Below are 13,857 nucleotides of genomic sequence, written 5' to 3'. Positions count from 1 at the left end.
ACTGTTTTGTTCTACAAATATAATCTAAAAAAGGATGAATTTCACGTAAGTTTATTCTTCCTCTAATTCTATATTTACTTTATTAAGTTCTATACTCAAGTTGAAATGATTGTGTTTAATAAATATTCTCTCTGGAAAATCTGTTTGATTAGAAGAAAACTGGTTGATTGTTTTTATTTTATTGTTTTTAAGCCGGACCAATTCATGAAAATAATTGGTCTCATTTGGATCAAAAATTAAACTAACATCTTTTGATTTTAAAATAATATTTGTTGATGTTTTGATGCGTTCATCCAGCTGAAAATCATTTTTCAAAATCGTTTGTAAATCTTCCGCCAGAGTCTTTACAACAACTTTTTTATTCAAATCGGGCATCGCATAATGTAAGATATACTTGTCTTGAGAAATGGATAAATCAAATAGTGTATTTCCGAAATCTGAAGTCATCACAGCTCTATGCGAATCTTCTCCAAGTTTTTTCACCACAAAATTACCTTTCATTTCCTTTTTCATAAACGTAATGTTAAAACGGTAACTATATTCTTTGTTGATCTGATTAAAATACGGATTAACAATTTGTTGTTCTTCTTTATTTTTCTCTTGTGTACCTGGAATTTTATATGTTGTTCCGCAGGCAGTAAGAGTTAGAATAAAAAGATTAAGGATTAAAAACCGAAGCATTGATTGTTTGATTTAAGGATTTGTTGGTAAACAAAATTTTAGTATAATCATCAGAAGGTTCTATTAGTTTGACTTCTGTCACTGTAGATTGACCGGAATAGAACGTCAATTGAATCTCCTTTATATACTTTTTGACATCTTTTAACTTTGGTTGTAATTTAGCAATTCTAGCTTTATCTGTCTTTGAAAAAGTGATGACAAAGTCATTTGTATCAAACAAATTTCCACTTACGCTTCCAACAATTAATTGATTTAATTTTTCAAACTTTTTATTTCCTTGTACATCTACACTCGATTTCTTCCCTTCATCATTAATATAAATTTTCCCATTGTTAAAAATTACATTGTAATCAATCGGTTGAGTATAATTCCAACGCATTGCTTTTGGATTCTGTAAATACAATTTTCCTTTCGAAACAATTGGTTTATCTAAAAAACTCATGACTTTATATTGTGTAAAATCTGCTGTTAAAGTTTGTATTTTCTTTGAATCAGAAACAATATCTTTTTTAAATTTTTCAATTTCACTATTACTCATTTTGCTTTCTTGTGCAAAAATTGTCAAATTAAAAAATACGAATAAAATGAAGATCTTAGTTTTCATATACATCTATTTTCAAGAGTTCGTTTAACGGAACTACTTTATACTTTTCTTTTTGTAAAAATATGAATAATTGTTCTAATACATTTGCCGTTTTATCTGATGTATCGTGCATCAGAATAATTGCTCCCGGTTTTAGTTGTCGTGTAATCCGATTCAGTAACTGCTGCTCATCTTCAATCACCGTATCCAAAGAACGAATACTCCATCCGATTATATGATGTCGGGTTTTGGTTAAAGCTTTTGCTATATGAGGATTTGTCACGCCAAATGGAGGCCTAAAAATCTTGGTTCTCACTTGTGTCGTTTTCACAATAATTTTATTCGTTGAAACAATTTCTTCAATTATTTTTTCTGTCGAATAAAACCCATTTTGAGTTGAGTGATTGTACGTATGATTTCCAATTATATGTCCTGAATGATGAATCTGTTGAAGAACATCCGTATTTTTTTCAATTTGTTTTCCTATACAGAAAAAAGTTGCTTTAACTTGATGTTTAGCTAAAATAGCTAAAATTCTTGGAGTAAATTCAGTTGGACCGTCATCAAAAGTCAATGAAATTATTTTTTCAGAGTGATGATTCCCTCGGTGCAACGCCTTCAAAAAATAATTCAATCGAATGTCAAAGACACCAAAAACAGTAATTGTTAACCAAATAAAAATTGGAATAAATAAATAGAAAAATGACAAATCTGTTATAAAACAACTCAATAACAAGCAAATAATCAGACTTATAAAAATTATATTTACAACTCTAAATTTCATACTGATTGAAGCAGAATTAAACTCAAATCTTTTCCATTGTGTCCATTTACCAAAAGTATGTTTTTATACTTTTCAGCTTTTCTATCATTCTTTTTGAATTGACTTGGTAAGATTTGTTTTTTCAATAATTCACATCCCAAAACAAATCCAAATGCAGAAGAAGTACCATATTCACCGATAAATTCTTTGTATTCATATAAACTTGCTAAACCATTTAGCCGGTTGTTATCTTTTAAACTTTCTTCTCCTGAAATAATGGCGTCAATATCAGATAAATTGATGTGATTCAATTCAATGAATTTAAGTATTTCAGCGTATAAATCTTCATATCCATTACAAATTGAAACAGCCAGAAGCTTAGCATAAGAAGTTACACTTTTCTCATTTGATAAAACACAAAAATGAGCACCTTCGCTATATTTCTTTCCTTGATTGGTTGCAGATTTTATTTCCCCTATCAATTGCAACAATTGATACGTTCGTTCACCAATTTCATCAATTCCTCCTACCAAAGCAGTCTTCACTTCTTCAGTCTCAACTTGCAGACTTCCATCTAAAAGCGCATTTTCAAACGAATTAAACCCGTTTGTATATGTGAAATTATAAGCATTACAACCGAGATGTAAAGCAATTTGTGAACCAACTGTATTGTGCGTAGATTGTATAAAAGCAGTTGGCGTTAAAAACGCTTCATTATTTTGAATGATATTGATTAAAAATTTTTCCGAATCGACTAAACATCCTAAAGCTGTCCCTGTAATAATCGTATCCGGCTGTTCTACCTTAGCTTCCTCCAATGCTTTTAAAGAAGCATAAATTCCCATTTTAACTCCGGAAGCCATTCGACGGCTCATAGCAGGAGAAATAATTTCTTTTAAAGAAGGAGATTTTGCTTTTGAAATAAACTCTTGTAAGAGATCGAATTCATGTCCAACCTCATCGATAAATTGTGCATTGACAAAACCTAAGCCATTTACAAATACATCTTTCATGATTTAGAAAAAATTAAAGTTGAACAATTTCCTCCAAATCCAAATGAATTTGATAACACATTTTGAATATCTTTCTTTTCTAATTTAGTTGCAGGAAAGATATTCAACTCTTCAATCGGAGATCGAAAATTAAGATTCGGATAAATCATATTATTTTGGAGGCTCAATAAACTAAACACAGCTTCTACACTTGCTGCAGCAGCCAACGTGTGTCCTGTATAAGGTTTAGTAGAACTAAAGTTTGGTAAATCCTCACCAAAAATTCTTTTTATTGCCCGCCCTTCAGTTAAGTCATTATTACTTGTAGCAGTTCCATGAACATTGATGTAATCTATTTCGGTTGGTAGAATAGTTGCTGTTTCGAATGCTTTTTTCATCGCCAAGTACGCTCCTTCCCCATTTTCTGAAGAAGCTGTTTGATGAAATGCATCGTTTGCATTTCCCGCTCCAATCAAATAACCAAGGACTTTTTTATTTGACTTTAGAACAGATTCTTCTGACTCTAAAACCAAATAAGCAGCCGCTTCACCAAGATTCAAACCTTTTCGACTTTCATCAAATGGTTGATTAAACTCATCGCTCAAAATCATCAAACTTTTGAATCCATTAATGGTAAATTTAGATAATGCGTCTGTCCCACCAACAATTACACGATCCAATCTTCCTGAATTAATTAAGCGTGCGCCATGCATAATCGCATTCGCAGCAGAGGAACATGCTGTACTAATCGTGGAAACAAAACCCTTTAGCCCTATTTCTGTTGCAATTTGATCGGATGAAGCTCCAGCATCGTGACTCAAAATATATTTTTGCTTATCAGGGAGATTCTCATAATCTAAAAAATAATTTTCCGTCATATCCATTCCTCCCACACTTGTCGAAGAAATCAGTCCTGTTCTGACTTCATTTACATTTTCGATTCCTGCATTTTGCAGAGCTTCTTGTACAGCAATAAGTCCTAACATTGCTGTTCGAGAAAAGCTATGGTTTGAAGGTAGATTTAAAAAAGTTGCCAATTCATCGTTCGATAATTTGATTTCACCCACAAAAATTTCGTTTTTATGAATAGATTCAAAATTTTCGAGGCGTGATAAACCATGCTTTTGATGAATTAATGAATCGAAATTCTCTTCGACATTTTTACCAATTGCCGAAATAATTCCCATTCCTGTTATTGCAACTTTTTTATGCATTATTTTGTTCTGTTTTTCTCAATATAATCTGCCATTACTTCTACTGATTGAAAGATTGTTTTTCCTTCTTTCGGGTCTGTAATTTTGATTCCATATTCTTTATCTAATAATACAATCAACTCCAAAGCATCGATAGAATCAAGTCCCAAACCGTCTCCAAATAAAGGATCATCATTTTTGATATCCTCTACTGATACATCTTCAAGGTTTAAAATTTCAATGATTTTAACTTTTAAGTCGTTAATTAAATTTTCCATAGTATTTTTTATTGTAAACTAATATTGTTTTTAATCTATTAAGTACATTTTCGCTTCGTAATCACCTTGTAAATAATCTATCCAAGCCAAAACAACTTTCTTTGCTTTATTTTTTTGAATTAAATAATTCGCATATTTTTTTAATTGTTCTTCATTGAAATTTTCCGAAATAAAAAAAGCATTTTCGGTTTTCAATTGATGACGAATACTCACTTCACCCAAACAAATATTTGCTAATGTGTAGACAAAAACTGCCGGACTCGGAAAAATTTCATCAGCAGATTGAATACTTTGTTGATGTTTCAAATCTGATTCTAAGCTCGAATTTCGATTTGCAAAAACCAATGCAATATCTTGATTTTCGTTTAATGTATTTTCATCTTTCAACAAAATTTCGGCAGCCAAAAAAGCTAATTTACTTTGATGATCCATTTTATAAAATTTTGGATAATCAATTTCGAAAGATTTGAAAAAATTTTTACAAAATATCTCAAAATCTCCTGAAGAATCTTCAAAATAAAGTTCATTATTCAACCAAACTTGTTCATTTTTAATCTCAACTTTAGTCATTCGGAACTTTTTTTAAAATAATTACAGCATTACTTCCTCCAAAACCAGATGAAGTTTTCAAAATAATATTGACTTCTTTTTGAAGATTTTCTTTTAAAATATTTAATGGAACTGAAACTCCTAATTCATTGAAATTATGGCTTTTCAAAATCAATTTTTCTTGTGCTTGTTTCATCGAAATAATCAATTCTAACAATCCAGAAGCACCCAAAGTATGTCCGTAAAAAGCTTTTAAACTATTTGTCGGAATCGTTTCCATCTGTAAACGATTAAAAGCAATTGCTTCCATTTCATCGTTATACAATGTTGCCGTTCCATGAGCCGAAATATAATCTATTTCATTTGAAGAAATATTTGCTTCTTTCATCGCTGACTCTATACTCAAAACCAAACCTTCACCCGTTCGAGATGGTCCGGAAATATGGTTTGCATCGTTAATTGAAGCTTCACCCAAGATCTGAAAACTATTTTCGTCTTGACTTTTAGAAAGATAAACACAAGCTACAGCTTCGCCTAAATTAACACCTTTTCGCGCTTGATCAAATGGTTTACATAAATCAAAGTCCATTGCCTGGAAAGAATTAAAACCTGTTAAAACAAAGTCTGTCAATTCGTCTAAAGCCAAAACGTAAGCCTCATCACACATTTCCATTTCGATAAAACGTTTGGCTACATTTACTGCTAAAACGCCTGAAACACAAGCATTGGAAATAATTACAGGCTCTGTTATAAATCCAAAATAACCGGCAATTTTCTTTGCAAAATCCGGAATAGATGCTCCTTTAAGAGAACTTGAAAGTTGATGAATATTTCCTTTTGTTGTTGAAATTATAAAAGCAGTTCGTTGTGAAATTTTTGATTTATCAATAATAAATTGAAGAGCCAAAATTCCAATTATTTCTAATCGAGTATAATTCTCATTATCTTTAAGTTGATTTTTAAAATTTAAGAAAATTTCATCATCAACTTTACCAGCATAAAAATCCTTTAAATGACCAAATGAATCTATTTTAGTTAGTGCAGAATTTCCTTTCACCAATTTATCCCAATTGGTTTCAATGGTATTCCCAAAAGGTGTTAAAATATTCGCACGATTAATGTAAACTTTTTCCATTACTATAATCCTACTTTTTTCTTCCATTCTTCAAAAAATGGAGGGAGTGTTAACATCAATTCACCTTCTTCATCTAGAAAAACCTGGATTGTTTCTCCAATACAGACCAATTTTTCATCTTGATTAAAAATCTTGAATTTGTATATCATTTTAGCTGCCAAACTATCTTCAAAAGTCGTTTCTATTCTACATTTATCACCATATTTCAATGGAAATTTATGTTCGCATACTGATTTAATAATCGGTGTTACAAATCCGCTTTTTTGAATATCTAAGTAACTAATTCCAAAATGACGTCCAAAAGCTTCTCTTCCATCTTCAAAATAAGTAATATAATTTCCATGCCACACGATTCCCAGTGGGTCGGTCTCATTGAAACGAACAGCAAAATTGGAATGATGTACTAACGTTTTAATCTTCTCTCTTGAATCTATCATAATATATTGCGGCAAACAAAGTAATAATATAGAACAAAGTTAACAAAATAATATTCGGAACAATCTGTAGAAAAGATTGATTTCGTAAGATTAAACTATAATAAGAATCAAGAGCCCAATTCATAGGTGAAATTTTTGCAAAATGCTGCATAAAATCTGACATGGCAAAAACAGGAATCCAAACACCGCCAATCGCTGCTAAAATCACAACTAAAGTTGCTCCAAATGGTGCAGATTGTTCTTGTGTTTTTGCAATTGTTCCAATCAATAATCCTAAACCAATTGCAGCTAATGAAGCAAAAACTGTTAATCCGTAAATTGAATAGATTATTCCTTCTGTTTTAAAACCCGGTAAACCAATCAATGGAAAAACTAATTTCGCTACGCCCAGTATCATTGTAAACTGCAATAAACTAATCCCCAAATAAGTGATTGTTTTTGCTAGAATTTGAACGGAATAAGGCATTGGGCTTGTCAATAATCGGATATGTGTTCCCAAACTTTTTTCCTTCACAATATTAATTGATAATGGAACGATGATAAAAAATATCGCAAACAACGTCCAAGCTGGAACATTGTGCTGTGTCACATTAGGTTTTAGAACCGATTTCGATTTCTCTGGAACAATTTCCTTAAAATGAATAAATTTTTCGTTTTGAAATCCCAAATCATCAGAGCCTATTTCCTCTTGAAATGCTTTGTAAATACTTTTATTTTCTGTATCTGTAATTAATTTATCTAAAACATTCGACACATTTTCTTTGAAAGCCAACGAAGTAGCAGGATCAAAATACAATTTGATTGTTTTGGGATTTATATGCTGGTTATATTTAACTTGTGTACTATCAAAAGCAAATTCATTTAAAATCTTCTCTACATTTTGATTGATTTTATAATTCAAATCTTTTGATAATTTTGCAGGAATAACAATTCCCACTTGGTATTTTCCTTTAAAAACTTCGGATTGGACTTGTTCTTCCGTTAATTTTTTCCCATCTATCTCGGTCACAATTTTCAAGTTTCCTGAAGTAGAAATATGTTTTTTTATGATTGTAGAAATACTATCGTGATCATGATCGATAAACAAAACCGGAATACTGGCTTCAGCAAAAGAATCATAGGTACTTTTCTGTATTTTAGTTACTGTAACAACCAAAATAAGAGGCATTATAAAAAGGATGATTAATCCTCCAATATCCCGAATCAGCAACAGAACTTCTTTCTTTATACACGCTAAAAGTTGACTCAACATATCACGATAATTTAGTTAAATGAACAAAGGCTTCTTCCAAATTGTGCACACCAAACTGCAAAATTAATTCCTTCGGTTCAGCGGTTATGATCGACTTTCCCTGATTCATAATCGTGACCTGAGTACAAAAATCCTCGGCTTCAGCCATGTGATGAGATGTATAAACAATTGACATTCCTTGCTGATGAAGTTCCTGAAGATAATCCAATAATATTATTTTTGATTGGATATCCACACCAACTGTCGGTTCATCCAAAAATAGAATTTCAGGCTGATGAAGAATTCCGGCCAATAAATTAATGCGCCGTTTCATCCCACCTGAAAATGAATCAATTTTTTTATCCAAAAATTTACTCATTCCAATTTTTTCGGTTAAATCATTAATTTTATCATGTAACTCTTTCGAAGAAACTTTATAAATCTTTCCGAAAAATTCTAAATTCTCTCGTGCTGTCAATGTTGGGTATAATGCATATTCTTGCGGAACTATTCCTATGATTTTCTGAATTTTTTTCAAATCAGTTTTTTGATTAAAATTCTGAATCACAACATTGCCAGAAGTGGACTTTATCAACCCCGAAAGGATAGACATCAATGTTGTTTTACCTGCTCCGTTTGGTCCCAATAAACCGTGAATTTCGTTTTGTTTTATTGTCAAAGTGAAATCTTCTAATGCAAAAACATCCGAATTTTTATACTTTTTGTATAGCTTTTCAATTTCAATCATCTTTGTTAAATGGCTTTTCTTAAACGCTTAAAAAACGATTCTTCCAACTCTGCTAATTCCAACAATTGATCCGAAATTACATTATATATATCTTGGGAATTGTTTCTCTTTTTATAAACCCGGGATGCATTCAAAGCAAAATCGCGCCATTTATCTCCAATTGCAGAAATTTCCATCGCAAAATCATTCAGTTTTGGCTGTTGCAATTTTTGTGAAGCCTCTTGTAAAAATGCAGCATAAATATAACGAAAACCTCCGCCTCCTGTTCCTATTTCTTCTTGCATTCGAACCATCTGAGCCAAAAAATAATTCGTTTTAGCATTCCCTATTTTCGCTGGCATTTTCTTTATTCTTTTTGCTACCATCCTAATTCCACGAACGCCAACAATTGGAACAGGCGCTAACATCTCCCGACACGTTTTCTTAATGCCTTTTTTGATTGCTTTCTCAAAATCTAGATTTTCAGGGACAAATTCCGGGTAATATAAATGTCCTTTCGGTGCTAAAACACCTTTTGAAAAACGTACCTTTTCTAATTCTTTTTCTGATAATTTTGTCGTTTCCTGCATAACAGGATCACTTATTAAATAGGACCCATCCTGTTTACCAAAAACAACCAGATTATGTCCGTTAAAGTGGAATTTATATTCTTCCGGAAAATACGTTAAATTGTAAACACCGACTTGTAAACCACAAGGGCGATTTGCAGAAAGTTGTTCATCCAAAAAAATCTGTGCCGCTTTAGTAGAACGAAATTTATGTCGCTTTACTTTTATACCAAGATTTTTAGCTGCACGATTAAAAATCATTCCCGGCATTGGACGATAACTAATAGCCGGAGCATGATTCACTTTTAGAAAAGGTAAAAACACAAAAAAAAGTCCGGAACCAATTCCAAAAATCATCGGTTCTGAAACATCAATTCCTTTATTTTTCAATAAGTTGGATGCTACTCCATTTTCGCAATGTGCTGATTGAAAATGTATAAAATCAGTTAGGGTTTCCATCAAAATTTTTTAATTCATCTACCGAAATCTCAAATGCTTCGGCATATTTTTTTAGTGTTGCTTCTTTTAATTTAGAAAAAGTTGTCGGTTTTGAGTGTCTTTTCACAAAAAACTTCCAAATTCCGACATAATTAGACAGGATATCCCAATCCATTCGTTTCAATTCCATGAAATATAAAATAGGGCTCGCTTCTCCTTGCATTACTTTCTGTCTTGCTCTTTCTACTCGTTCATCCAAAATTTTCAGGGTTTCAGACTGAACAATGTTTTTTGCTTTCCAACCTGCACTTAATGTTTGAGAAAATTCTCCCTGTTCATCAATTGCATAATAAACTTCGTTGAATTTTTTTAGATGGCCTTTATCTTGTGGTACTTCTGATTGTTTCATTTTTTATGGTTTTGAAGCATCAAATTCATTGTAGCTGTTGCAATCGTTTCTTCAACAATCATCACTTGAGCTTGCATCAAGCTAATAGTAAATTCATCATAATCAAAAACTTCTAACAACGTTGCTTTGGTTGTAATTATCTGATTAACTTTTGGTAATTGCATAATTTCGGCTTGTTTAATCGAACTAATAAAGCCGATAACATCGCCTTTATGGACATCTGAAAAATTGATAAAATAGTTTTGTCCAATAATTGTCGAACAAACTTGTGCCATATTTTCGAGTAAACCGACTTCGGTAAAGTAGTCGTTCTGAATAAATAATTGATTTGGTTTTATCGTAAACAAAGCTTCAACATACGTTTTTTCTATCCACGAAATAGTATCAACAAAAAGCATTGGTTCACGATGTGGAAGAAATTGTTGAATATCAATTTGCTGGTTTACTTTCATAGATTATGTTTCTGCAATCACTGTTTTCATCTCTCCTTTTGCAATTATCTCTCCATTTATTTTCGTTTCAATTGAAACTAAAGTCACTCCCATCACTTCGTGCAAAATTGTAGCGGTTGTGATTAAATTATCATTCACTTTAGGCAAACGGTAAATATCTATTGATTTCATTGAACCGATATACCCTGTCGGTGCTGTTTCTTTTCGAATATAAAATTGATAACCTGTATACAAGGCTACTGTTTGTGCCATGTGTTCTAAGAGTCCTGATTCATTCAACTCTTGACTTGCTACAAAAATTGAATCTACTGTTACAGTTAATCCTCCAACAACTTTTCCTTCTTCATATTCGAAAATAGTATCCACCATAATAATAGGTTCTCGTTGAGGGATCAATTGTTTGATAAACTCTATCGTATGATTAGGTAATTTTATTTTATTCATTTTTTAAACGACTGTTAAATAAGCATACGAATATGAAAAACGACCACTTTCCGGAACGCAAAGCATTATTCTTTCTCCTTTTTTTAGTTTTCCACTATGAAAAAGTTCATCAAGCATCAAAAAGACCGAAGCTGAACCTACATTTCCTACTTTACTCAGGTTCATGAACCATTTTTCTAACGGAATATCAATTCCCTTTTTACAAAATTCATGGTAAAGTCCTTTTACAAAATAATTGGACGAAACATGTGGCAACAAATAGTCAATATCTCCTGAAGAAAGCTGATGCTTATCCATCGCTGCTTTCATACTCTCTACACCTTTTATCAAAATATTTTCATTCAAAATTTTGACATCCTGTTTTAACGAAAACACAGATTCTTTCAGCCATTGCGAAGAAGAATAATCACTCCAAGGTTTCATTTCTCCGTTTTCTAACTTATCTCCTCCTGCATACATACATGTTTCCAATTCGTGTGCATAAGAATATGATTCCATCCACTCTATTTTTAGAGAAAATTTATTTTCGTTTGGCAAATCTTGTAATAAAAAAGCTCCGGCACCATCAGACAACATCCAACGCAAAAAATCTTTCTTAAAAGCAATAATTGGCTGTTCTTCCAATTCTTTCAAATTCTCAATTTCATTTTCGAACTTCTCTGCTTTCATCCATGTTGAAACTCTTTCTGAGCCTGAACAAACTGCATTTTTAGAATTCCCTGATTTAACAGAAAGATATCCAAATTTTAATGCATTCATTCCTGAATTACAAACCCCTGAAGATGAATTTAGTTCAACAGAAACAGTATTTTTTAATAATCCATGTACCATCGCAGCATGGGATGGCAACAGTAAATCGGGTGTAGAAGTTCCGCACGACAACACTTCTATGTCATTTTGTGTGAAACTATCGTCAAATAAATTTAGAATCGCTTTTTCTGTCAATTCTGCATTTGAATGCGTACTATTTCCTGCTTTATCTAATGCGTAATAACGCGTTTTGATTCCATTATTTCTTAAAACGATTCTTCTTGCTTTTGAAGGAAATTGATTAATTTTTCCTAAAAAATCTTCCATTTCTTCATTTGAAACAGGATCATTTGGCAAAAACTTCGAAGTTTTCGTTATATATACATTCTGCATATTATTCTATTCCTTGAAAATATTTCACCTGTTTTTTATACTTAAAATAATTGAACGGATAAAATATTATATATAACAAATTTACTATTGGAGATAATATCCAAATGGCTAAAATTAAATAATAATAAAAGAATTTCAAGTATTTTTCTCGTTGTTTACCTTCTTTGGTTTCTATTATTTTAGACCAAATCTTAAACATGCGATTTCCTTTTTTATCAACAGAAATCAAAAAAGGCTTGACAGTAACAGCTCCAAACTGCACCAATTTCTCTTGTAAATTCGAATAATTATTATTTTGAATTGAAGTTAAAATAATTTTGCCAAATCTTCTACTTTCTTCAATTGTTTTTTGACTAATTCCCGGTAAAGGCAATAAATTGAACATTCGTTTCTTAACTCCGGAAAACATCCAGTTGACAATCGTCATTGCGCTTATTAAATTGGGTGAATGATCCACTAATGCTATATTTCCAGTTAATATCGCATTGTTTTTTTTCAATAGGACTTTGATTTTCTCTTGTGCCAGAAACCACATATTTCGTGATCCACTAATTGTAATAACTTTCGTATTTTCTAAAATCTGTTGTGTTTGATGATCTTTCAGAAACGAATTAATTGGAATGGAAGGCGATAAAAACCAAACTTGATAATACAATAAAATCAAATCATATTTTTGATTCAAAATTTCTGTTGGAATTGGTTTAATACGCTTCTGTTTTTGTAAAAAACTATCCGGAAAAGCATTAAAAAAGGAATAAAAATCCCAAGGAAAAGGAAACTCTTCCTCCATTTCTATTTTATATGTTGACACTTTAATCTCTTGATGATGAATTAAATCATATGTTGTTTGATCTACAATCTCCTTTAATTGTCCTGACTGCGAGTAATAAACAACTAATACATTGGATTTCATGTAAATTAGGTGTTATAGTAGTTTAAAATTCATATTGTTGCGTAATTTACTTCCAAAAATCGAAATAATTAAACCATTGATACGGATATTTTTTTACAATAGTTTCAAGATTGACGCAAAACTCTTTCAGTAGAGCATTTGCATCACGATGTTTAAAGCTCGCTTGACGTGCATATAAATGATAATGCAGATTTTTTTCTTTCATTACGTATACAAAAGCAACTGGCACTTTCAGTCGAGAAGCAATAGAGAAAGGTCCAGCCGGAAAATTTGCTTCTTTACCAAGAAGGTTTTCTGACATCATTTTATTCCCTTCGAAATAGCGATCTCCTGTAAAACAGATTAATTCGTTTCGGCTAAGTGCATGATTTATTTCGAATATGTGTGATAAATCTTCTTGGATTAAGATAAACTTAACCGAAGGTTTCATCGAAATACTTTCCAAATATTCTTTGATTACATTTCGTTCTAAGTCAGTTGTGACTAAATTAATCTGACAATCAAAATCGATATCAGCCAAAAAATGTTCCGCAACTTCAAAATTTCCTACATGAGCGCTAATCAGAATACCGCCTTGTTTCTGATTTAATAAATTTTTCAGTAAATTGATCCCATCAAATTCGTAGGTATATTTATTTCTTAATCCAGCATTAATAGCCGTTTTATCGATAAGCGTCTGTCCAAAAGTATAATAACTTTTATACACGCCTAAAACTGATTTGAAAACTGAAAAATTTAACCGATTACGAAAGTATTCGTAAATAAATTTATTGCTGCGGAAAGCTGTTGTAAAATAATAAAAAGCTACAAAAATTAAGACTGAGTAGGCAGCCTTAATTCCGAGCTTTTTCATAACATAGACAAATATTTTATACCCCAGGACCGTTCCTTTAGAACGACCATCCCATTGTTTCATATCT

18 protein-coding genes are annotated in these 13,857 nt (G+C 31.6%); all 18 read right to left on the bottom strand.

Annotation, left to right across the window (positions count from 1 at the left end):
* Window positions 1-51: 51 nt before the first annotated feature.
* From lolB2 to H277_RS0109245, 18 genes are read right to left on the bottom strand one after another with little or no spacing between them, the layout of a single operon-like run.
* Window positions 52-681, bottom strand: coding sequence for a flexirubin biosynthesis protein LolB2 (gene lolB2, locus H277_RS0109330; RefSeq protein ID WP_019975321.1), 630 nt, complete (start codon window positions 679-681; stop codon window positions 52-54).
* Window positions 659-1,285, bottom strand: coding sequence for a flexirubin biosynthesis/transport protein LolA2 (gene lolA2 / locus H277_RS0109325; protein ID WP_026357513.1), 627 nt, complete (start codon window positions 1,283-1,285; stop codon window positions 659-661). Before lolA2 ends, lolB2 begins: the two co-directional genes overlap by 23 nt.
* Window positions 1,275-2,048 (bottom strand): polysaccharide deacetylase family protein, encoded by a 774-nt coding sequence (locus H277_RS0109320; RefSeq protein WP_019975319.1) that lies wholly within the window; start codon window positions 2,046-2,048, stop codon window positions 1,275-1,277. The genes lolA2 and H277_RS0109320 overlap by 11 nt, the downstream gene beginning before the upstream one ends.
* Window positions 2,045-3,040, bottom strand: coding sequence for a beta-ketoacyl synthase chain length factor (locus H277_RS0109315; RefSeq protein WP_019975318.1), 996 nt, complete (start codon window positions 3,038-3,040; stop codon window positions 2,045-2,047). Before H277_RS0109315 ends, H277_RS0109320 begins: the two co-directional genes overlap by 4 nt.
* Window positions 3,037-4,233, bottom strand: coding sequence for a beta-ketoacyl-[acyl-carrier-protein] synthase family protein (locus H277_RS0109310; RefSeq protein ID WP_019975317.1), 1,197 nt, complete (start codon window positions 4,231-4,233; stop codon window positions 3,037-3,039). Before H277_RS0109310 ends, H277_RS0109315 begins: the two co-directional genes overlap by 4 nt.
* On the bottom strand, window positions 4,233-4,490 hold the full coding sequence (locus H277_RS0109305) for a phosphopantetheine-binding protein (RefSeq protein WP_019975316.1): 258 nt from the start codon (window positions 4,488-4,490) through the stop codon (window positions 4,233-4,235). Before H277_RS0109305 ends, H277_RS0109310 begins: the two co-directional genes overlap by 1 nt.
* 30 nt (window positions 4,491-4,520) lie before the next feature.
* Window positions 4,521-5,060 (bottom strand): hypothetical protein, encoded by a 540-nt coding sequence (locus tag H277_RS0109300; RefSeq protein WP_019975315.1) that lies wholly within the window; start codon window positions 5,058-5,060, stop codon window positions 4,521-4,523.
* Complete coding sequence (locus H277_RS0109295) at window positions 5,053-6,174, bottom strand: beta-ketoacyl synthase N-terminal-like domain-containing protein (protein ID WP_026357512.1); 1,122 nt, start codon at window positions 6,172-6,174, stop codon at window positions 5,053-5,055. The genes H277_RS0109300 and H277_RS0109295 overlap by 8 nt, the downstream gene beginning before the upstream one ends.
* 2 nt (window positions 6,175-6,176) lie before the next feature.
* Window positions 6,177-6,611, bottom strand: coding sequence for an acyl-CoA thioesterase (locus tag H277_RS0109290; RefSeq protein WP_019975313.1), 435 nt, complete (start codon window positions 6,609-6,611; stop codon window positions 6,177-6,179).
* Entirely contained in the window at window positions 6,586-7,863 is a 1,278-nt protein-coding gene (locus H277_RS0109285) for an ABC transporter permease (RefSeq protein WP_019975312.1), read from the bottom strand. Before H277_RS0109285 ends, H277_RS0109290 begins: the two co-directional genes overlap by 26 nt.
* 1 nt (window position 7,864) lies before the next feature.
* Window positions 7,865-8,590 carry an ABC transporter ATP-binding protein gene (locus tag H277_RS0109280; RefSeq protein WP_019975311.1) on the bottom strand — a complete coding sequence of 242 codons (726 nt, stop codon included), beginning with the start codon at window positions 8,588-8,590 and terminating at the stop codon, window positions 7,865-7,867.
* Window positions 8,591-8,595: 5 nt separating this feature from the next.
* The gene (darH, locus tag H277_RS0109275; RefSeq protein ID WP_019975310.1) at window positions 8,596-9,597 is read right to left on the bottom strand and encodes a BtrH-related acyltransferase DarH; all 1,002 of its coding nucleotides are present in this window, start codon (window positions 9,595-9,597) and stop codon (window positions 8,596-8,598) included.
* Complete coding sequence (gene DarG / locus H277_RS0109270) at window positions 9,581-9,985, bottom strand: flexirubin biosynthesis protein DarG (RefSeq protein ID WP_019975309.1); 405 nt, start codon at window positions 9,983-9,985, stop codon at window positions 9,581-9,583. The genes darH and DarG overlap by 17 nt, the downstream gene beginning before the upstream one ends.
* Entirely contained in the window at window positions 9,982-10,437 is a 456-nt protein-coding gene (locus H277_RS0109265; RefSeq protein ID WP_019975308.1) for an ApeP family dehydratase, read from the bottom strand. Before H277_RS0109265 ends, DarG begins: the two co-directional genes overlap by 4 nt.
* 3 nt (window positions 10,438-10,440) lie before the next feature.
* Entirely contained in the window at window positions 10,441-10,881 is a 441-nt protein-coding gene (locus tag H277_RS0109260) for a hotdog family protein (protein ID WP_019975307.1), read from the bottom strand.
* Between the two features lie 3 nt (window positions 10,882-10,884).
* Window positions 10,885-12,024: a dialkylresorcinol biosynthesis protein DarB gene (gene darB / locus H277_RS0109255; protein WP_019975306.1), complete on the bottom strand. Its 1,140-nt coding sequence runs from the start codon at window positions 12,022-12,024 to the stop codon at window positions 10,885-10,887.
* 1 nt (window position 12,025) lies between these two features.
* Window positions 12,026-12,937, bottom strand: a complete 912-nt coding sequence (locus tag H277_RS0109250; protein ID WP_019975305.1) for a hypothetical protein — start codon at window positions 12,935-12,937, stop codon at window positions 12,026-12,028.
* Between the two features lie 46 nt (window positions 12,938-12,983).
* A complete protein-coding gene (locus H277_RS0109245; protein WP_019975304.1) occupies window positions 12,984-13,853 on the bottom strand; it encodes an LpxL/LpxP family acyltransferase in 870 nt (289 codons plus the stop codon).
* Window positions 13,854-13,857 lie beyond the last annotated feature (4 nt).

Origin of the sequence: Empedobacter brevis NBRC 14943 = ATCC 43319, from assembly GCF_000382425.1 — a bacterium.
Taxonomy (GTDB): domain Bacteria; phylum Bacteroidota; class Bacteroidia; order Flavobacteriales; family Weeksellaceae; genus Empedobacter; species Empedobacter brevis.
The sequence above is the reverse complement of the archived record's forward strand: the minus strand, read 5'-3'. Positions and strand labels throughout refer to the sequence as shown.